The 19,507-nt window shown below is 63.1% G+C and carries 20 protein-coding genes; 11 read left to right on the top strand and 9 right to left on the bottom strand.

What is annotated here, in order from left to right:
- Positions 1–145 precede the first annotated feature (145 nt).
- Positions 146–1,828, top strand: coding sequence for a POTRA domain-containing protein (locus GIW02_RS17675; RefSeq protein WP_236413639.1), 1,683 nt, complete (start codon positions 146–148; stop codon positions 1,826–1,828).
- Between the two features lie 270 nt (positions 1,829–2,098).
- Here GIW02_RS17675 and GIW02_RS17670 read toward each other — a convergent pair whose 3' ends face one another.
- Both GIW02_RS17670 and GIW02_RS17665 read right to left on the bottom strand, forming a co-directional pair.
- The gene (locus tag GIW02_RS17670; protein WP_236412078.1) at positions 2,099–2,500 is read right to left on the bottom strand and encodes a response regulator; all 402 of its coding nucleotides are present in this window, start codon (positions 2,498–2,500) and stop codon (positions 2,099–2,101) included.
- Positions 2,501–2,559: 59 nt separating this feature from the next.
- Complete coding sequence (locus GIW02_RS17665; protein ID WP_236412079.1) at positions 2,560–2,751, bottom strand: Flp family type IVb pilin; 192 nt, start codon at positions 2,749–2,751, stop codon at positions 2,560–2,562.
- 332 nt (positions 2,752–3,083) lie between these two features.
- On the opposite strand from GIW02_RS17665, the gene cpaB reads away from it, so the two are divergent.
- Genes cpaB through GIW02_RS17625 form a run of 8 tightly spaced genes read left to right on the top strand, consistent with a single transcriptional unit; the run spans position 3,084 to position 10,499 of the window.
- Positions 3,084–4,025: a Flp pilus assembly protein CpaB gene (cpaB, locus tag GIW02_RS17660; RefSeq protein ID WP_236412081.1), complete on the top strand. Its 942-nt coding sequence runs from the start codon at positions 3,084–3,086 to the stop codon at positions 4,023–4,025.
- 19 nt (positions 4,026–4,044) lie between these two features.
- A complete protein-coding gene (locus tag GIW02_RS17655) occupies positions 4,045–5,262 on the top strand; it encodes a type II and III secretion system protein family protein (protein ID WP_456361630.1) in 1,218 nt (405 codons plus the stop codon).
- Positions 5,259–6,452, top strand: a complete 1,194-nt coding sequence (locus GIW02_RS17650; RefSeq protein ID WP_236412083.1) for a pilus assembly protein — start codon at positions 5,259–5,261, stop codon at positions 6,450–6,452. Before GIW02_RS17655 ends, GIW02_RS17650 begins: the two co-directional genes overlap by 4 nt.
- Positions 6,449–7,720: a CpaF family protein gene (locus tag GIW02_RS17645; RefSeq protein ID WP_236412084.1), complete on the top strand. Its 1,272-nt coding sequence runs from the start codon at positions 6,449–6,451 to the stop codon at positions 7,718–7,720. Before GIW02_RS17650 ends, GIW02_RS17645 begins: the two co-directional genes overlap by 4 nt.
- Before the next feature lie 10 nt (positions 7,721–7,730).
- Complete coding sequence (locus GIW02_RS17640; RefSeq protein ID WP_236412085.1) at positions 7,731–8,612, top strand: type II secretion system F family protein; 882 nt, start codon at positions 7,731–7,733, stop codon at positions 8,610–8,612.
- A gap of 1 nt (position 8,613) precedes the next feature.
- Entirely contained in the window at positions 8,614–9,501 is an 888-nt protein-coding gene (locus GIW02_RS17635) for a type II secretion system F family protein (protein WP_236412086.1), read from the top strand.
- A gap of 10 nt (positions 9,502–9,511) precedes the next feature.
- Positions 9,512–10,222, top strand: a complete 711-nt coding sequence (locus tag GIW02_RS17630; RefSeq protein ID WP_236412087.1) for a tetratricopeptide repeat protein — start codon at positions 9,512–9,514, stop codon at positions 10,220–10,222.
- 10 nt (positions 10,223–10,232) lie between these two features.
- Positions 10,233–10,499, top strand: a complete 267-nt coding sequence (locus tag GIW02_RS17625; protein ID WP_236412088.1) for a DUF3613 domain-containing protein — start codon at positions 10,233–10,235, stop codon at positions 10,497–10,499.
- A 3-nt stretch (positions 10,500–10,502) separates the two neighbouring features.
- Here GIW02_RS17625 and GIW02_RS17620 read toward each other — a convergent pair whose 3' ends face one another.
- Both GIW02_RS17620 and GIW02_RS17615 read right to left on the bottom strand, forming a co-directional pair.
- Positions 10,503–11,291 (bottom strand): response regulator transcription factor, encoded by a 789-nt coding sequence (locus tag GIW02_RS17620; protein WP_236412089.1) that lies wholly within the window; start codon positions 11,289–11,291, stop codon positions 10,503–10,505.
- A 125-nt stretch (positions 11,292–11,416) separates the two neighbouring features.
- Entirely contained in the window at positions 11,417–11,866 is a 450-nt protein-coding gene (locus GIW02_RS17615) for a prepilin peptidase (RefSeq protein WP_236412091.1), read from the bottom strand.
- A 72-nt stretch (positions 11,867–11,938) separates the two neighbouring features.
- On the opposite strand from GIW02_RS17615, the gene GIW02_RS17610 reads away from it, so the two are divergent.
- Entirely contained in the window at positions 11,939–12,382 is a 444-nt protein-coding gene (locus tag GIW02_RS17610) for a TadE/TadG family type IV pilus assembly protein (RefSeq protein WP_236412093.1), read from the top strand.
- Positions 12,379–15,105 carry a PAS domain-containing sensor histidine kinase gene (locus tag GIW02_RS17605; RefSeq protein ID WP_236412095.1) on the top strand — a complete coding sequence of 909 codons (2,727 nt, stop codon included), beginning with the start codon at positions 12,379–12,381 and terminating at the stop codon, positions 15,103–15,105. The genes GIW02_RS17610 and GIW02_RS17605 overlap by 4 nt, the downstream gene beginning before the upstream one ends.
- Here the strand turns inward: GIW02_RS17605 and GIW02_RS17600 are convergent.
- The 5 genes from GIW02_RS17600 to GIW02_RS17580 form a co-directional block, all read right to left on the bottom strand.
- Positions 15,102–17,060: a pilus assembly protein TadG-related protein gene (locus GIW02_RS17600; RefSeq protein WP_236412105.1), complete on the bottom strand. Its 1,959-nt coding sequence runs from the start codon at positions 17,058–17,060 to the stop codon at positions 15,102–15,104. The two genes, GIW02_RS17605 and GIW02_RS17600, sit on opposite strands and share 4 nt — an antisense overlap.
- Positions 17,061–17,229: 169 nt before the next feature.
- Positions 17,230–17,787, bottom strand: coding sequence for a DUF4136 domain-containing protein (locus GIW02_RS17595; RefSeq protein ID WP_236412106.1), 558 nt, complete (start codon positions 17,785–17,787; stop codon positions 17,230–17,232).
- Between the two features lie 46 nt (positions 17,788–17,833).
- On the bottom strand, positions 17,834–18,436 hold the full coding sequence (locus GIW02_RS17590) for a DUF4136 domain-containing protein (RefSeq protein WP_236412107.1): 603 nt from the start codon (positions 18,434–18,436) through the stop codon (positions 17,834–17,836).
- A gap of 24 nt (positions 18,437–18,460) precedes the next feature.
- Positions 18,461–19,210, bottom strand: a complete 750-nt coding sequence (locus GIW02_RS17585; protein WP_236412108.1) for a methyltransferase — start codon at positions 19,208–19,210, stop codon at positions 18,461–18,463.
- On the bottom strand, positions 19,203–19,507 hold a 305-nt coding region (locus GIW02_RS17580; RefSeq protein ID WP_456362087.1), incomplete at its 5' end, for a hypothetical protein. The genes GIW02_RS17580 and GIW02_RS17585, both read right to left, overlap by 8 nt.

Raw genomic sequence — 19,507 nt, 5'->3', positions numbered from 1 at the left:
ACGCTTGGTTGAGACGAGAAACCCTGAATAGGTTTCTCGTCTTTTTTATGGGCCAATGAATAGCCCTTGAAAGCACCCGAACCGCGCCCCCAGAGCCCGGCGGGAATCTGCGAAACGCTGCTGCAGTTTGACCATGGAGTGTCCTATGCGCGCTTTTACGCCGTTGTTGCTGCTGAGCCTCAGTGCTTACGCCCACGCCGATACGCTGCCCAACTTCCTCAACAGCAACGACACCATCCGCACCTTGCCCCAACCCAACTTGCCCGCCGACGCCTATCGCCCGGTGACCCCGCAGACCCAACTGCCGGTCCCGGCCGCAACGGCCGCACAGCCCTTGCTGATGGACACCAAAGTGACCATCCGCAAACTACAGATCGACGGCGGTACGGTGTACCCGCTCAAGGACGTCGCCCAAGTCTTCGAGCCGCTGATCGGCCATGAAACCAACCTGGCGCAACTGATCGAAGCCACTCGCAGCATCACCCGACGTTATCAGGAGGATGGCTACCTGCTGTCCTACGCATACCTGCCCGAGCAACGTTTCGAGGACGGCCTGGTGCACGTGGTGCTGGTGGAGGGTTATATCCGCGATTACCAGGTGCAAGGGGACATCGGCGCGGTGTCGGCCTACGTCGACAAACTCGCCGAAAAACTCAAGGCCGAACGCCCGCTCACCCGCAAGACCTTCGAGCGCTACACCACCCTGATGAGCGCGATCCCCGGCGTGACCCTGCAAGCCCAGGTCCCGCCGCCCGGCACCACCGATGGCGGCACCGCGATGCAGATCACCGCCAGCCGCAAGCCCTTCACCACCAGCATGAGCCTGAACGAGGCCAGCCGTGGCGGTACGCAAGCACTGCTGACGGCCACCAGCAACGCGTGGACCTCCATGGGCGAACAGCTGAGCGTCAGCGGCCTGTTCCCGCCCGGCGACGATAAAGAGCATTACTACCGCGCGGCCTACAGCCAGTTCATCAATGCCGAGGGCACCCAACTGGCGTTATCCGGCGAACGCTACCGCGCCGATCCACGCACCCACCTGCAACTGGGCAATGGCCTGGAACTCAAGCCGCACCAGGCAATCGACCGTTACTCCATCGGGTTCACCCACCCGGTGATCGCGTCGCCCAACGAGTCGTTGAGCCTCGGCGCCCGTTACTACGCAGTTGACCAGACCACCCGCTACAAACTGGACGGGTTGGCGCAACGCCTGGAGCTGAAAACCGACCTGCGCGCCTTCGCGGTCGAAGGTGACTGGCGCAAGGCCGACACCACCCAACTGCGCATCCTCAGCGCGGGCGTGTACCAGGGCACCAACGGCATGGGCGCCAAGACCCACAGCGACTTCGGTGGCCTCAAGCCGGACCTGGATTTCTTCCGCCTGCGCCTGTCGGGCGTGCAGAGCAACACGCTGTTCGAAAACTGGCAAGGCGTGCTCTCCGGCGCCTTGTACTGGAGCGACGACACCCTGCCCGACAGCGAACGTGCGACCTTTGGCGGGCAGAACTTCGGCCGTGGCTACCCCGATGACCAGGGCACCGGGGACAAGGGCTGGGGCGTGGCGTACGAGATCAACTACAGCTACAGCCGCGCCGGCGACTGGGTGCGCATCCTGCAACCGTATGTGGTGTTCGACCGCGCCAAGACCTGGTTCAACGACTTGCCGGTCAAAGGCAACGACATGTCATCGGCGGCCGTGGGCCTGCGCTTTGGCGACGCCAAGTACTACAACATCGCGCTGGAAGCGGCCAAGCCGATGTCAGACGTAGCGCAGGACAGCTTCGAGCGGCGGCCGCGCTATACGGTGAGCTTCAGTTACCAACTCTGAATCGACTGGGGGGCAGGACGGCTTGTGTGGGAAAGCAGGCTGGTGTGGCAGGAAGGCTTATTTGACAAAGCATGCTGGTGTCGCAGACAGGCTTGTGTGGCGAGCGGGCTTGCCCGCGTTGGGCCGCGAAGCGGCCCCAGATCAGCCAATGCGCAGTGTCTGGCGAAACGCATCTGGCTTTTTGGGGCTGCTGCGCAGCCCAACGCGGGCAAGCCCGCTCGCCACATAAGCGCGCTAGCCATACACACGCGCGCGCTCGTAACACATCACTTACCTGGCTTTGGAGAGGGGAAAAAGGCTGTTCAAGGTATCAATCAACCGGACCAGGTAGATCGGCTTGCGAAACAGGTCCAGCACCTGCAGGCGCAGCATGTCGCTGACGTCATCCATTTCGGCATGACCCGACATCACAATCACCGGCAGGTGTGAGCGTGAGGTGTGTTCGCGCAGGCGCTTGATCAGAGAAATACCGCTTTCCTCAGGCATACGCAGGTCGGTAATGACCAGCGCGATGTCGGGATGAAGTGTCAGTTCTTGCAGGGCGAAGGTGACGGAGTTGGCGGTAAAACAGACAAATCCCTCGTTTCCAAGGGACTCGGCAAGTTCGATCAGGGCGTCCTCTTCGTCGTCCACCAATAGGATTTGCTGGCGGGGAGGCGAAGAGGCGCTCATAGCGGTACCTGAACGATAAGAACTTTAATAAGAAGTTTGCACATGCAGTGGCGCGCGGTTTAAGTCTTCATGGCGTCGCCGACGCTGCTAAAAATGCCCTTGATCTTATCGCCCAGCCCTGCCCCCGCGCCGACAATAACCAGAGCAACCATCGCCACGATAATTGCGTATTCAATCCCTGAAGCGCCCTCTTTGCGTTGAAAAAACAAATGCGTCTGCACGTAAAACTTCAACATCAGGTCAAGGAACATAAGACTTCTCCCTAAAACGCCACTGAAAGCCGGAAGGGCTCTAGTACCAGAGGATCGCGGCGTGCCTTTAGAGCATTGTCAACAAACCTCAGGCTCACAACTGTAATAACGGATTAATCACAAAGTATTAGTCATAACGATGGCGGGCATGAACGCGCGGTCTAACCGGCCGCCTTTGGCGTTCAGATTAATTTTTCCCCAGGTAATGGCATTTCGTCCTAGCTGAGCTACCTTCAAATAGCCAAATCGTTAGATGTTCATCACAGCCAGGGTTGCGAATTAACTCGTTTGGATTAGCGGGTAGGCAGTGCAACGGGAAAGGGAGAGCCGTCATGAACAGTCGTATCAGCATGGTCCTGGCCGGCTTGTTGCTGATCGGGGCACTGATCGCCGGATACTGGGGGCTGGTTTTGAGCCGCCCGTCGGAGCCGGTCGCGGTGCCCGCCGTACCTGTCGTTTCTGTTGAAAAAACCGTCGCCGCCGTCGAAGACCAGACCCGCCAACCGGTGGTGGTCCTGGTGCGTGACGTGCCTGCCTTCGTGGCGCTGACCGCCGCCGACCTCACCGTGGAAAAACTGCTGACCGTGCCTGCCGGCAGCCTGACCCAACTGGACCAGGCCATCGGGCGCACGCCGCTGCGCGACCTCGCCGCCGGTACCTGGCTGAGCGCCGACAGCTTCACCGGTGGCGGCCCGCTCGCCCGCATGATCCGCCCCGAGGAGCGCGCGCTGGCCGTTGCCGTGGATGAGGTGATCGGCGCCGCCGGCCAACTGACCCCCGGCGATTACGTGGACGTGCTGCTGTTCCTGCGCCAGGACGCCAGCAACACCGAGCAGTCCGCACAAGTGGTGCTGCCGGCCATGCGCCTGCTGAGCGTCGGTGACCAATTGGGCCCGACCAACGACGGCGCACCCGCCGTGCCACCACCGACCACACCCGAGGAGCGCGCCCTGGCCGCCCAACGCCGGGCTGCCGCACGCACCGTGGTGCTGGCGGTGCCGCAAGCGTTAGTCAGCCGCCTGATGCTCGCCGCCCAGGCCGGTACCTTGCGCCTGGCCATACGCAGCGCCGATGAGCAACTGCTCAGCCGCTACTGGGCCGGGGAAAGCGATGCGCCGGACACCCTGGCCACTGCCAACCGCGACCTCTACCAATTTACCCAACTGGCCCTGGTCGGCCCGCCAAAAAAACTCGCGCCAACCGGCCGGGAACCGGGAATACGGCGAGGCATTGAAGTGATTCGCGGTGCCCAAGCGGCGCCCCAAACCCCGTGATTGAGCAAGGATGCCTTGAATGAGCCATCGCCACGCCCCTCTGTTCACGCAATTGGCCTGGGCCCTGATGCTGTCGAGCCTGCCGGCCGGCATGGCGTGGGCGGCACCGGCCAATTGCAGTGCGCTGGGCCAGTTACCCGCGGTGATCGAGGTGGGGGAAGGCTTGCAACAAGCGTTGCAAACGCCGGTGGCGATCACGCGCCTGGCGATAGGCGATCCACGGATCGCCGATGTACGCGTCAATGGCGACCGTAATTTCCTGCTGACCGGCGTCGCCAGCGGCGCCACCAGCCTGATGGTATGGACCGCTTGCTCGAGCACACCACGCCAAAGCATGGTGTTCGTCAAGGGCAAGGCCACCTCGGCGCTGACCAGCCTGTCATTGTCGCCCTCGGAGGACCCGTTGCTGCCCAGCCAGGTGCAGACCGATATCCGTTTTGTGGAAGTCAGCCGTACCAAGCTCAAGGAAGCGAGTACCAAGTTCCTCGGCATGGGCACCAATTTCTTCCTCGGCAGCCCGAGCCTGCTCTCGCCCTCGGAGGGGGTGTTCAGGCTGCCGGTGAGCACCGACAGTTTCAACGTCGGCTTTGGCGGCGGACGGGTCAAGACGATGATCAACGCCCTGGAACGCAGCGGCTTTGCCTACACCCTGGCGCGCCCGAGCCTGGTGGCCATGAGTGGCCAGAGCGCGACATTCCTCGCCGGCGGTGAGGTGCCGATCCCGGTGCCCAGCGCCGGCAGCGATACCATCTCCATCGAGTACAAGGAGTTCGGCATCCGCCTGACCCTGACCCCCACGGTGGTCGACCGCAACCGCATCACCCTCAAAGTGGCGCCGGAGGTCAGCGAACTCGACTACAGCAACGCCGTGGTGATCCAGGGCATTCAGGTGCCAGCCCTGACCGTGCGCCGCACCGACACCAGCGTGTCCCTGGCCGATGGCGAAAGCTTCGTGATCAGTGGCCTGATCAGCACCAACAACCGCTCCACCATCAGCAAGTTTCCAGGGCTGGGGGACATTCCGATCCTGGGTGCGTTTTTTCGCGACTCCAACATCAGCCGCGAAGAAAAGGAACTGCTGATGATCGTCACGCCCCACCTGGTCCAACCGTTGGCCGCCAACGCTCCGCTGCCCGCCCTGCCGGGCGAGAAACTGCGCAGTTACGATCCCAATTGGTATCGACTGTTCTTCCTGGAAAACGGCAATTTCGACCGTCGAACCGGACTTTCCCAATGAGCGATAGCCTGAGCCAGACGTTTCTGGCGATTACCCGCAACACCACCGACCTGGAATGGCTACAGGGCGCGCTCGCGCCGCTGGGCCAGGTGGTCAGTGCCGGCGGCGGTAGCCTGGATGAGTTGCTTGCACTGGTCGATGTAACCTTCGCCAGCCTGGTGTTCGTCGGCCTGGACCGCGACAACGTGGTAGCCCAGAGCGCGCTGATCGAGGGAGCCCTGGAGGCCAAGCCGATGCTCGCGGTGGTCGCCCTGGGCGATGGCATGGATAACCAGCTGGTGCTCAATGCCATGCGCGCCGGGGCCCGGGATTTCGTCGCCTACGGCTCACGTTCCAGCGAAGTGGCCGGCCTGGTGCGCCGCCTGAGCAAGCGCCTGCCGACCGTCGCACCGAATGCCCACCTGGGCGGCCTGACCGTGCTGTTCGGCACCCAAAGCAATGCGGACGGGGCGATGCTCGCGACCCATCTGGCCCTGGTGGTGCAAAAAAGCGGGCAGCAAACCCTGCTGCTGGACCTGGGCCTGCCGCGCAGCGACAGCCTGGCCCTGTTGGGCCTGGAGAGCACGTTCAATTTCGGCGACGCGTTGCGCCACTTGCGGCGCCTCGACACGACGTTGATCAACAGCGCCTTCACCACTGCCATCGACGGCCTGCGCATCCTGGCCTACGCCACCGGTGACGAACCGCTCAAACTCACCAGCGCGGCCGAGCTGTACATGTTGCTCAGCGCACTGCGCCAGCACTTCCAGCACATCGTCGTGAACATCACCGGGCAGCCGGACAGCGAAGCGCTGCGGACCTTTGTCAGCCACTGCGACAAATTGCTGTGGTGCACCGACCAGAGTGTCCTGGACTGCCGCCGCAACCTGGCGGTGCTCAATCGTTGGCGCGAAAAAGGCATGAAACTGGAACACGCCAAACTGGTGGTGGATCGCTACATCAAGTCGTGTGCACCCGACACCGAAGCCCTCGAAAAAAGCTTCGGCCTGGAGTGCATCGCCGTGTTGCCGCTGAGCGCCGAGCTGCGCCTGAATGTGAAAAACCAGGGCCAGACCCTGTTTGCGCTGGCCCCACGCGAGCCCTTGACGCAAGCCATACGCACCCTGGGTGAACGCCTGGCGAAACGCTCCGAAGGCCTTGCAAAACCCTCCGTACGCTGGTTTGAACGCCTCCTGGGGTCGGGCCGATGAACGGCGAAAAACTCTTCGGCGGCCCGGCCCGCAGCGCCGGCGGCAACAGCGATCACGATGGCCTGAAACTGGTGCTGCATCGCTACATCATCGACGCCATCGAGGAGTCGGGCAAAAACCTGCTCGAAGGCACGCGCCAGACCCTGGCGCAATTTGTCATCGACAAGGTGTCCGAGTACATCACGCGCATGCGCCTGGCGATTTCGCGCTATGAAATGGAGCGCCTGGCCGAAGAAATCGTCGACGAACTCACCGGTTTCGGCCCCTTGGAAGTGCTGCTGCGTGACCCGTCGGTGACCGAAATCCTGGTCAACGGCCCACACCGGGTGTTTATCGAGCGTGACGGCCTGCTGCACCAGAGTGACCTGCGCTTTATCGACGACCACCATGTGGAACGCGTGATGCAACGCATCCTCGCGCCGCTGGGGCGGCGCCTGGATGAGTCGTCGCCGATGGTGGATGCGCGCTTGCCCGACGGCAGCCGGGTCAATGCGATAATCCCGCCGATTGCCCTGGACGGGCCGTGCCTGTCGATTCGAAAATTTCGCAAGGACATGCTCAAGAGCAGCGACCTGGTCGCCATGCAGACCATCGACCAAAGCATCTTCGAATTCTTCCAGGAGGCCGTCGGCAAGCGTTGCAACATCCTCATCAGCGGCGGTACCGGCACCGGCAAAACCACGCTGCTGAACATCCTCAGCCAGTTGATCAACCCCCACGAGCGCCTGGTGACGATCGAAGATGTCGCCGAACTGCAACTGGGCCACCCCCACGTGGTGCGCCTGGAAACCCGCCCGCCGAATGCCGAGGGCCACGGTGAGGTGAGGTCCAGCGACCTGATCCGCAACGCCCTGCGGATGCGCCCGGACCGCATCATCCTCGGCGAGATCCGTGGCGTGGAAGTGCTCGACGTGATGACGGCCATGAACACCGGCCACGACGGTTCCATGAGCACCGTGCACGCCAACAACGCCCAGGATGCGCTGCTGCGCCTGGAAACCCTGGTGGGCCTGACCGGCCGTGTGATCGCGGAAAAAACCCTGCGCCAGATGATCTGCGCCGCGCTGGACGTGATCATCCAATTGACGCGCATGCCCGATGGCCGCCGCTGCGTCAGCGAGGTGGTGGAAGTGGTCGGTGTGCGTGACGACGTGTATGTCACCAATACCCTGTTCCGGCTGGACCGGCGCACCGGGTTCGGTTTCTTGCGCGAAGCCCTCAACCCCGCCGGCGACAAACTGCGCCGCGAATCGGCCTTGCCGCTATAGGGAGCGCTGGATGACCGGACCGGTGTTGCTGCTTATCTGCCTGGTGCTGATCGGCCTGTCGTTCTGGCTGTTTCACAACGGCGTGCGCAAGGCCCGGACCGACCGCGTACTGCAACGCCTCGGCGACGGCCAGCCGCAGGCCCATGAGCAAGCCACCCACTGGACCGGCCTGGAGCGCATGTTTTTGCGCGCCGGGCTGGGCAAGCCCACGGACCGCCTGGGCCTGTGGCTGAGCGGTTGGGTGATCGGCGTGCTGCTGGGCTACGTGGTCGCCAATGGCCTGGGCCTGGTGCTGATGCTCGTGGGGCCGCCCCTGGTGCTGCGCCTGTATATCGCCTGGCGCTACCAGCGGCGCGTGCAGCGCATGGTCGAACAGTTGCCGCAATTGCTGGACCACAGCGTGCGCAGCCTCAAATCCGGCAGAACCCTGGCCGACGCGGTACTGGGCGGCATCGAGAACGTTGAAGACCCGCTCAAGGAAGCCATGGGCCGCGTGCAGCGCAACGTGCGCATGGGCGTGAGCCTGCCGGACTCGGCCAGCGACTTCGCCGAGTTCTACGAGCAGGACGAATTTCGCCTGTTTGCCCTTGGCCTCAAGGTCAACCATCGCTACGGCGGCAACGCCAGCGAATTGCTCGAAAACCTGATCAAGATGATTCGCGAGCGTGAACAGGGCGCCCGCCAGCTCAAGGCCCTGACCGGCGAAACACGCATGACCGCCTACGTGCTGGGTGGGCTGCCGATTCTGATCGTCGGTTACTTCATGATGGTCAACCCCGGTTACCTGATGACCATGTGGAACGACAACACCGGGCGCAACCTGCTGTTCGGCGCACTGGCCATGGACCTGGCCGGCACCTTTGCCATGTGGCGCATGCTGAGGAGTGTCTGAGATGGCTCTGTGGGTCAGCGCCTTATTGTTCCTTGCCGCACTGGCGCTGGTGGGCGGTCAACTGCTGGAGCAGCGCCGTCGCGAGCGGCGGGTCGCCGAGCGCCTGCAAGGGCGGATGACGGCCGACGACCGCCTCGGCACGCTGATGCGCAAACTCGGCGGCAGTAGCCTGGCGCAGCGCTCCGTCAGCCTGGACAACGAAACCCAGACCCTGCTCAACCGCGTCGGCTGGCGCAAGGCCAGCCAGCGCTCGCTGTTTGCCGCCTTCCAGATCGGTACGCCCATCGTGCTGGCGGGCCTGACCCTGCTCGGCCAGCAAGTGTTTTTCCCGCAAGCAAGCTCAGCGTGGATCGCCCCGCTGATGGGCCTGGGCATCGGTTACCTGCTGCCCAAACGCGTGCTCGCCGCTGCCGCCAAACATCGCCAGCAGCGCATTGCCAAGGAAATCTCAACCTTCATCCCGTTGCTGCGCATCCTGTTCGAGTCGGGCATGGCGGTTGAACAATCCTTGCGCGTGATGGGTAACGAAGCACAACGCCTGCTGCCCCACCTCACGCACGAATTGCGCCTGATCCTGGCGCGGGTCGATTCCGGGCTGGAGCTGGGCGAAGAACTCGGCAAGACCGCCCACGTGCTGGAGGTGGATGAGTTCAGCGACACCTGCATCATCCTTCAGCAATTGATCCTTCAGGGGGGCGGCGCGATGAAGTCGCTGCTGGCCCTCAAGCAATTGCTCGACGACAGGCGCCTGACCGGCCTGCAGGAGTACATCTCGAAGATGTCGGCAAAGATGTCGGTGGTGATGATGCTGTTTCTGTTCCCGGCCTTGCTGATCGTACTCGGCGGCCCGGCCTTTATCGGCATCGCACGTGCGTTGAGCCATTTTTAAGGAGACGTTGATGAAAGCACTGATCGCTGGCCTGGCCCTGCTGATGCTGGGCGGCTGCGCCACCAATGGCCAGTCGCCCTGGGCCGCATTGACCTCACCCGGCAGTTGCACCAAGCCCAGCTCGGAGCAGGAGCTGGCACTCAACCTGGCCGATGACATGGCCAACGAGGGCAAGTTGCACGCCAGCCTGGCCAACCTGCAAAACCTCCCCGACGGCCTGCCCCAGGTGCGTCAACGCAAGGCTCGCGCGTACCGGTTGCTGGGGCGTAGCGAGGCCGAACCGTTGTACCGCAGCCTGCTCGGCACCTGCATGACCGCCCAAGGCGAACACGGCCTCGGGCAACTGGCGGCGGCCAAGGGCGACAACGCGCAGGCGATGGCGCATATGCAGCAGGCCGCGCGGCTGGCCCCTACCGACGAAAAAATCCGCAATGACCTGGGCGTGGTGTATCTCAACCAATTGCGCCTGGAAGACGCCCGTTTTGAATTCATGACCGCCATCGAGCTTAAACAGAACGATCCGTTGGCCGCCGTCAACCTGGTGACCTTGTTGATCTACCAGGGTGATTGGGGCCAGGCGGCCAAAGTGGTCAGCCAGCTGGGCCTGAGCCCGGAGCAGGTGATCGATGCCCAGACCCGCGCGGTAAAACTCAAGGATTCACGCGCAGCCACGCGCAAAGTGGCGGCGGTCAGCGATGCCCTGCCGATGACCATCAAGTAAGGAGTCATGAATGAAAGCCTATTGCCTTGTCTACCTGGCGCTGCTGCCGCTGAGCGCCTTGGCGATCGAACCCGGGCCCTCGTCCCCGCAGCAGGCCGAGACGGAAAACTGGCTGGCGTTGCAGGTCGATGGGCGAGCGGCCTCGCCGACGCCGCAAAATACCACCCCCGCCGAAAAGGAGCTGGCCATGCAGCGTTGGCTGGAAAGCAACAAGCATCCGATCCCGCAGTTCTTTGAGCAGGACGCTGGCGGGAAATCTGCAGGCGGCGGTAAGTGATCGTCAGTGTGCAGTCACGCGCTGACGCATCGCCGAATTGCTCGGCGACAGCGCCAGCGCCAACTGGGTACGGTTGTGCATGTGGGTCAGGCGCAACACCTGCGACACATACAGCTTGACCGTGTTTTCGGTAATCCCCAGTTCGCAGGCGATCTGGTAGTTGGTCTGGCCCTTGCCCACCAACCGTGCAACGTCCAACTGCCGGGGCGACAGCTGGTTGAAGATGGTGGGTATTTCCACAGGCGCGGGCTCTTCGGCCACCAGCTCGCTATCGTCCGCCAGCGCGGTAGCGGGGCTGCGACGCACTTTGTCGAGGTCCTGGTACAGGTCGTTGATGGATTCGGAGAGGTATTGCAGCTTCTGGTTCAGATGGCCCAGTTGCAATTCTTTTTGGCGCTCCTCCAATGCCGCCTCCTGGCGCTGCAGGCCTTCGAGCAGTTCATCGAGGTTGATGGGCTTCTGGTAATAGTCCGAGATGCCGGCACGCAGGGCCTTGATCACGTCCTGCTTATCGGCCTGGCCGGTCAGCATGATCGCCTCGAACGCGCGCTGCTTACCCGCGACCTTTTGCATGGCCTGAACCAGTTCGATGCCGTCCATGTCAGGCATATGCAGGTCGCACAGCACCAGGCCGATCTCGGCGTCGTCAGTGAAGCGTTGCAAGGCGTGACGACTGGATTCGCTCGCAACGCAACGGTAACCGCTGCTTTCGAGGAATTCGCAGAGTTCTTCCACGATCAACGGCTGATCGTCGACCACGAGCACTTTTACTGCCGATGTGAGCTTATTCACGCGCTACTCCATGCCTGGCGAGCCAAAAGATTGACCTATCCCTTTTGACGAAGAATCTACACATCCACGCAATAAACGTAGACCTACTTTCCGACTATGTACATAGCGATAGAGGCCTTGTGCGATTAAAGGATCCACAACCAATGCAGCGCAAACCCTGTCAATAAAAACGGTGCAAAAGGCAGCTTTGTTGACGCGCCATCCGTCGGCACCGCACGACGCCTGCTAAGCCATTGATCAATAAGTGACCAGCTGCCAAGCGCCAGCGCAGCACCGATCAACGACCACAACACCGGGTCCACGCTGGTGGCCAGGCCAAGCGCGGCCAGCAGTTTTACATCGCCCGCACCAAAGCGCCCCAACGCATACCCCGGCAGGCTCAACAGCAGCGCCAGCGCAAACGCCCAGCCGCCCTCGCCCGCCGGCGCGCCCAGCCACGTGCTGCCCATAAACAGCAGGTAGAGCAACGCCAACAGCGCCGCGCCCAGGGTCAGGCCATTGGCGATCTGTCGCTGACGAATATCCTGCACCGCACAGAGCCCCAGCCAGAGCAGTATCACCACGCCATGGATCACGTAAAAAACATCCCTTTTCGCTGAATGAATCTATGCTGATATCAAGTAGTAGTCGTCAGGGTAGACGCAGTCATGAAAACAGGCCTCCCCAAAAAGCAAAAAGGCGCGGCGGCGATTGAGTTCGCCTTGGTCTTTGTGATCTTTTTTGCGGTGTTCTATGGGCTGATCAGCTACAGCCTGCCGCTGCTGTTGATGCAGTCGCTCAACCAGGCAGCAGCCGAAGCCGTGCGCCAGGCCATGGCGATAGACCCGGTAAGCGCGGGCAGCGAATACTCTCAGAGGCTGACCGACCGCGCCAAAGACACCGTGGAAGCACAACTCAAGTGGATGCCCAAGAGCTTCCAGTTTTCTCGCAACCTGGTCACCGCCACCTACACCGGCACCACGCTGACCGTGATCATCAACTACCCCAGCAGCCAGCTCTACGACGTGCTCCCGGCACTCGTGCTGCCGGGCGTGGGCACCGTACCCAAACTGCCGCCGCACCTTTCCGCCCGTTCGAGCCTGCAGTTTTGAGCGCGGGGGATAACCTGCTGGGGCGCCTGCTCGGCCACGCCAGCCCGGCGGTTCTGGCCCCCCCCGGCGTGCCTGCTGCCGGGCTGCACGTGCGGCTGGATGAGCAAGGCCACGTCGTGACCCTCAGCGCCAGCCTGCGCGCGCAGCTGGCCGCGCAGGTGGCGGACAAAGCCAGGCCGTTGCTGCGCGAACTGCTGTGCCCCGGCAGCACCTTGAGCCTTGAAGGCATCCCTGCCGACTGGCAACGCCACAGCCTCGACCTGGATTTCCAGGGCCCCGCCGGGCAGGTCCTGCACACGCGTGGCTGGGTCGAACCCGAGGGCGATGGCTGGCGCCTGCGCCTGTTGGACATTGGCGACTTGCTCAGCGGCAGGCAAGTGGCCCAGCACCACGAGCAGGACCATCAAATCGCCTCGCGGATGAGCGAGCAGTTGCGGATGTGCAGCCTGAGCCGCCTGCCCGAGGTCATCAACGAGCACCTGCGCAGCCTGGCCCAGCACTGGCGAATCCCGTGTGTCGCGCTGGCCGTGCTCGATGACGACGACCAGGGTTGGCGGGTCTACAGCCAATACGCCGCCCCCGATGCTCCGGCGTTGTGGCACACCGGCCAGCACCTGGGCAGCAGCCTGGACAGCGTCAATAGCAACCTGCCCTTGAGCGTTGCCCAAGGGCGCAGCGACTACCCACGCCTGCAGAGCATCCTGGGCAATACCGACGGGTTTCTGGTGCCCTACCGTGACAGCCAGGGCATTACCGCCTGGCTGCTCTGCGGCCTTTACAACGGCCAGCCGCACACCAGCGATCGCGACTGGCTGGACCTCACCGCCGCCCTCGCCGCCCCGCTGCTGAGCCGCTTGCGCGAACAGCGCTACCAGCAACAGCTCGAACGCACGGAAGCCCTGCAAGGCCTGCTCGGCACCGGTTGGTGGGAACTGTTGCCCGCCACCCAGGAGATCCACCTCGCGCCACAGTTGCTCGCCAGCCTCGGCCTGGCGCCTGGTGCCACCCACCAGGCGCTGGGCACCTGGCTGGAATTGATCCACCCCGCCGACCGCCAGGAGCTCAACAGCCGTCTGCACGACCTGCAAGGGCTGGGCAAACCCCTGCTCACCAGCGTACGCCTGCACGGCACCGACCCCGAGCACCCTGCCGTCTGGTATCGCGTGCAGGGCCAGGTGCTGGGCGTCGGCGACGATCGTCGCTGGGTTGGCTTCATGCTCGACATCAGCGACATCAAGAACCAGCAACTGCAAGCCGCCGCTGCCCATGCGCGCCTGGACAACCTGATCGCCAGCGCACCGGCGGTGATCTACGTGCAACGCTATGTCAGCGGCGCCCTGCACCCGGCGTTTTTCAGCGACAGCCTGCTGCCACTGCTCGGCTGGACCCTGGCCGACTGCAACCACGACGGCCTGGCGGCCCTGATCCACGCCGACGACCGTGACCTCTACTTCGAACGCACGCGCCACCTGCTGCGCGAAGGCAACGTGCGCAGCCGCTACCGGGTGCGCGATAAGCAAGGCCATTACCATTGGCTGCTCGATGAAGCCAAACTGCTGCGCGATGACCTCGGCCTGCCGGTGGAAGCCGTCGGGTTGTGGCTGGATGTCACCGATGCGACCCTGGCCGCCGAGCAGATCAAACAGAGCGAGGAGCGCTACCGCATCCTGGTGGAAGACTCTCCGGCGATGATCTGCCGCTACCTCCCCGACCTGACCCTGACCTTCGGCAACACGCCGCTGGCCAACTACCTGGAATGCCGCCCGGCGCAACTGCCGGGACAGAACCTGGGGCATTGGCTGTCGGATGAACAACGCGAGGCCTTTGTGCAACGCATCCGCCGACTGACCCCGGAATTTCCGGTCAGCACTGCCGAAATCAGCCTGCAACTGCCGGGCCGCGAACACGCCTGGTGGGTGTGGTCCGATCGTGGCGTGTTTGACCCCTTGGGAGCCCTGGTGGAAGTGCAGGCCGTGGGCCGCGACAACACCGAAGTACGCCGCTCCCAGCAGCAACTGACGCAAAGCGCCAAGATGGCCACCCTCGGCGAAATGGCCACCGGCCTGGCCCATGAGATCAACCAGCCGTTGAACGTGATGCGCATGGCCATCGTCAACGTGCTCAAGCGCCTGAGCAACGGCGATGCACAGGTCGACTACCTCACCGAAAAGCTCCAGCGCATCGACGCCCAGGTGCAACGCGCGGCGCGGGTGGTGGACCATATGCGGGTGTTTGGGCGCCGCTCGGAGGTCGAACAGCAGCCCTTCGACCCGTCGCAGGCGGTTGAAGGCACCTTGTCGTTGCTCAGCGAGGGCCTGCGCGGCAAGGGCGTGGAGCTGCGCATCACCCCGGCGGACTTCGCGGTGCAGGTCAAAGGCCATGTCGACCAGCTGGAGCAAGTGCTGATCAACCTGCTGGTGAATGCCCGGGACGCGCTGCTGAGCAAGCAGGAAAAAAACCCGCAGTTGCGCCCCTGGATCGCGCTGCATTGCGAACACGACAGCCGGCACGTGCGGATCTGGGTCGAGGACAACGCCGGCGGGATCGACCCACGCTTGCTGGAGCGGATTTTCGAGCCGTTTTTTACCACCAAACCCATCGGCGTGGGGACGGGCTTGGGGCTGTCGGTGAGCTATGGCATCGTGGAAAACATGGGCGGACGTTTAAGCGTCGCCAATGGCGAGCACGGCGCGCGGTTTTGCGTGGAGCTGCCGGTCGTTTAGATCACCAGGTAGGCGCGGCCCATATGGCAGCTGAGGTTGGCACCGACCTCGGCGTTGCCCGCAGTGATGCCCAGAGCACTCAGCAAGCTGTTCACAATGGGGTCCAGTACCGGTGACAAAATACTTTTGATCGCGGTGATCAGCGTGTTGGTAATCGTCGCGAGCAACCCGGAGACGCCCGCCAGCGCGCCACCCGATACGTTGCCGCTGGGTGGCGGCACGTACGACACCTGAATGGCCCCCAGCGTGCCGACCAGGCTCCCGACGATATTTGACGCGGGCTTGGCGAACAGATAAGTCGGCGCCAGTTTCATTTCATTGACCGGCGAAAACAACAGCAGTGTATCCGCTGCTCCGACCTTCGCATGGACCACCGACAACGACAAACTACCGCCCACGCCCGCCTTGCGCGCAGCACAGCCCAAAATTCCTTTACACGTCTGTACGCCTATATCCAGCAGCGCTACAGGCTGAACGTCAGTCGCCTGTTTCGAGCTGAACGCTTTCACCGGGTCCACAGTGCCGACCGAAACATCCACCATTGCGGAATTGGCCTGAACGGTCAGGGACTTGGTTGCACTGCTGGCACAACTGAAATCCTTGACGTAGGCCATCGCGCTGGCCACTTCGATATTGATGTCCAGACCGGTCAGCAACTGAATATCGGTGTGGTCACAGGGTTTCAGTACCAGGCATAAAAGCGGGTCCAACAGGCCCACGAGGTTGAGGTGCAAAAGGTTGTTAACGACGCTGGTCACCGGCGTCGTCAAGGCCGAAACCGCAGACACCAACTCACTGACGCCCTTGAGCACCGGCAGTTGAATGGAGACCACCGTACGCACTTGCGCCGTACGCACAACAATCTGGTCCGTCGGCGGCGTCTTGCGTAATCCCTCCTTGGCCTTTTCAGGATTGCCGATGGCCGATAACTGCGGCGGCTCAATCACTTTGACCTGCACCGAAACACTTCCAATCAACGGCACATTCAACTGCGCGGCAGTGCTCACTGCGCTCTTGCTGCTGGACAGTTGCGCCACCGTTTGCAGCAACTGAAACAACTGAACACTGGTGTCCAACGCGGCAGCCGGTGTACCCGTCGCAACTTTCAACAGGTCACCGACCGTCAGCAGTTTGGTATTGGGGGCGATTGCCTGGATCTTGAGCGTGTCCCTGATGACCGCCGTGGCCAATGGGCTGCCCTTTTGCAGCACCTTCACGGCCGCGTCGATCAGGTCGTTGGCAGACACTGCGGTTGCCAGCAATGCATCGTAGTCGCCCGCCTTTACATTCAGTTTGAGCGCCAACTGGTCCAGGTAGCCGAGCAGATTCACGTTGGTGTCCGCCAGGCCTTTCCAGCTCAGCGCATCGAGTGAAAGAGTGCCCCCCAGCAGGCGACCAATCACCAGGCTCAGTACGTCGGACTTGGCGGAATCGATAGTGCCCAATGTGCTGCGAATCGTCAGCTGCGCCACCGGCGGCGCATACGCGGCAACGGCGGTGGCACTCAGCATCATCTGGGCCGAGGGGGTCGCCCCACCGAACAGGCCCCAGACACCGCTGGCGATGCTGGTCATCACGCGGCGCGTCGCCACCACGCGGACCGCTTCGTTTTTTGTCGGGTCTGGCGCGAACACACGGACGTTGCCAGCATTGGTCACCAGGCCGCCGCAGGTCACGGCCAGGCCGCGGCTGTCGTCGCCGGCGACCACGGTGAAGCCATTGCGCGCGGCGTTTTGCCTGGCATAGTCGTTGGCGGAGGTCGTAGGTGTGCACACGCCGCCACGGCCGGCGGCTTCCAGCGCCGCAGTGTCGGCGATCGACTGCAATTTGCGTTTGTCGAGGTACAAGCGACCGCTGTCTACCGTCAGCAGCAGAAACACCAGGGCCACAGCCAAGGTGCCCGCTGCCATCAAGCCAATCGCACCACGCTGCCGGGAACGAAGTCGGGGAGACATCAGGCACTCCTTAGCGCTTACTCTCCGTAGGTGCTGTGGAGTGTAGACAAGGCTTGGAATGCGCGCTGGCCACTCGCCACACGGCTGACTAACGGGCGTTCATGGCGGGAAGACACGTGTGGGAGCGGCGGCGCGACGTGCTAGCTCCCACAGCGCAGGTGGGGTGGCTTCAGTGTGGCGGGTAGCTGGAAAGCACGCGGGTGACAGTGGCGCGGATGGCCTTGTCGCGGTCCTGCGGGTTCGGCGAGCTGGCCATTATTTGCTCGTCACTGCCTCGCCACACCAGTTTGCCGTCCTTGCTGTCGAGCAGGTCGATCTGGATGGTCGCCACTTTGTAAGTGATGTTGCGGGTTTCGTTGTACATCGGCGCGCCCCAATAGCCGTTCCACGGGCCACCCCACGCGCCACCGTAGTTGGTGGTGACTTGTTGCTGGCGGTCCTCGACGATCAGGTAGGCCTGCACATTCAGGTCAGCCTTGCTACCGGCGGCTGCCGGGCGCAGGCCGCGCTGGTCAAGTTGCTCGCCCACGGCCTGGCGAATGCGTTGCTCGGTGAGGTCGCTCTTGATACGCGGGTCATCCGGGCGGTATTGCAGCGCTGGGTCTTTCCAGGCCCAACTGCGGTAGGCGCCGAAGTCTCGGCTGGCGTCAAAGTCATGGTTGACCTGAGCGCTCTGGCAACCGCCCAGCAGCACGACAAAAGCGAGCGTAGCGATACGAAGAAACATGGTTTTTCTCCAATGAACGACCTGAGCGTGAACGTGAGAATAGCGGTTAACTCGGCGGATAGGCGGTCATTGCCTTTTGCACCGCCTGGCGCAAGGCATCTCCCCGCTCACTGAGGCTTCCCTGGCTGCCGGTTTCGGCACTGGCACTCCACACCGGCTGGCCGCTGCGAGCATCGAACAGGTTGACGCGAACCACCACCACCTGCACTTCATAGGTGCGCACGATCGGCACCGAGTTGTACATGCCATAGCCATTGCCATAGCGGTTATAACCGCCGTAACCGTAGCCGTAGTCGTCCTGGACCTGCTTGAGGCGCTTCTCCGTGCGCACATCGGCGCTCACGAACAGGTCCGCCGGGCGCTTGTCATGCAAGGGCCGCAGGCCGCGCTGATCGAGTGCGCCGCTGACCGCCTCGGCGATCTGCGCCGAATCGGCCCAGGCCGTGCCCGCCGGAAGCTGGCCGTTGCGCCAGGCCCAACTGCGGTAGGCGCCGTAGTCACGCACCGGCGCCGGGTACGAACTGGCGTCGAAGGTGTTGGCCGCCTGGGGCGGCGCCGGCGGGATCGGCGCCGAAGCGGCCACATAAGGGTTGGGGCTGGAGCACGCGCCCAGCCCAAGGGACATCAGGATCAAACAGAGACGACGCATTTCGACCTCCGCAGACTGGGCCGCTTATACCGGACGGCAGATCCAGTGCAAATAACGCCCAAGTCCGGCAAAGCTTGGGTGACGACGGTGAGCGAGTTCCATCTCTAAAAGGTCCTGCAGATCAGCACGGGCCTGGAATTCCACGGGCATATAGTCGTGGAAAACCCGCACACCACTTTGGCTTTCGACCTGCCAAAGCCCTGCGAGTTGCGCCGCCAGTTCCCGCGGGTCGAGCGGCTGTTGCGGGGTGAGGCTCTGCTTTTCGCCGGCCATGTCATTCTTGCGCATTTTGCGGAAGTGGCCTTTGAGCAGGTTGCGATAAATCAGCGCGTCGCGGTTATAGAACGCCAGCGACAACCAGCCACCGGGCACCGTCAGTTGGTGCAGCACCGGCAGGATCGCGTGGGGCTCGGCCAGCCACTCCAGCACGGCGTGACACAGCACCAGATCGTAGGGCTCGGTGAGCTGGCCGAGCAGGTCTTGCCAGGGCGCATGGATAAACGTCGCGCTCTGCCCGGCGTCGGCAAAGCGTTGGCGCGCGCCGTCGAGCATCGGTGCGGCGGGTTCGGCCAGGGTCACCTGATGGCCTTGCTCGGCCAACCACAGCGACATGTGGCCCAGGCCCGCGCCGATATCCAGCACGCGCAATGGGCGGTTTGGCAGGGCTTCGCTCAGGTCCGCCTGGAGCACCGCCAGGCGGATGGCCCCTTTGGCGCCACCGTAGATTTTTTCTGCGAAGCGCGTGGCCAGTTGGTCGAAATGCCGGTCACTCATGGGCAAACCGCCGTTCGCTGTCAGCCAGTTTGGCCCGCACCACCTCGTTCATGTCCAGGCCCAGCTCACTGCACAGCAACAGCAGGTACAGCACGATATCGCCGACTTCCTGCCCGGCGTGGGCGAGTTTGTCGGCGGGTAACTGGCGGGACTGGTCTTCGCTCCGCCCCTGGGAGAGTTTTACCAGCGCGGCCCTTTTCACGCTGGCGGCCCCGGGCCGGGTTTTTTGGCTGTGAGACGGCTGCCCGGGGGTGTGTTCGCGGGGGGGGGGGGTGCGGTCGGGGGGGGGGTGGAGGG

The sequence above is a fragment of the Pseudomonas syringae genome (assembly GCF_021606685.1).
Lineage (GTDB): Bacteria > Pseudomonadota > Gammaproteobacteria > Pseudomonadales > Pseudomonadaceae > Aquipseudomonas > Aquipseudomonas syringae_R.
This window is presented reverse-complemented; position numbering and strand designations above follow the sequence as displayed.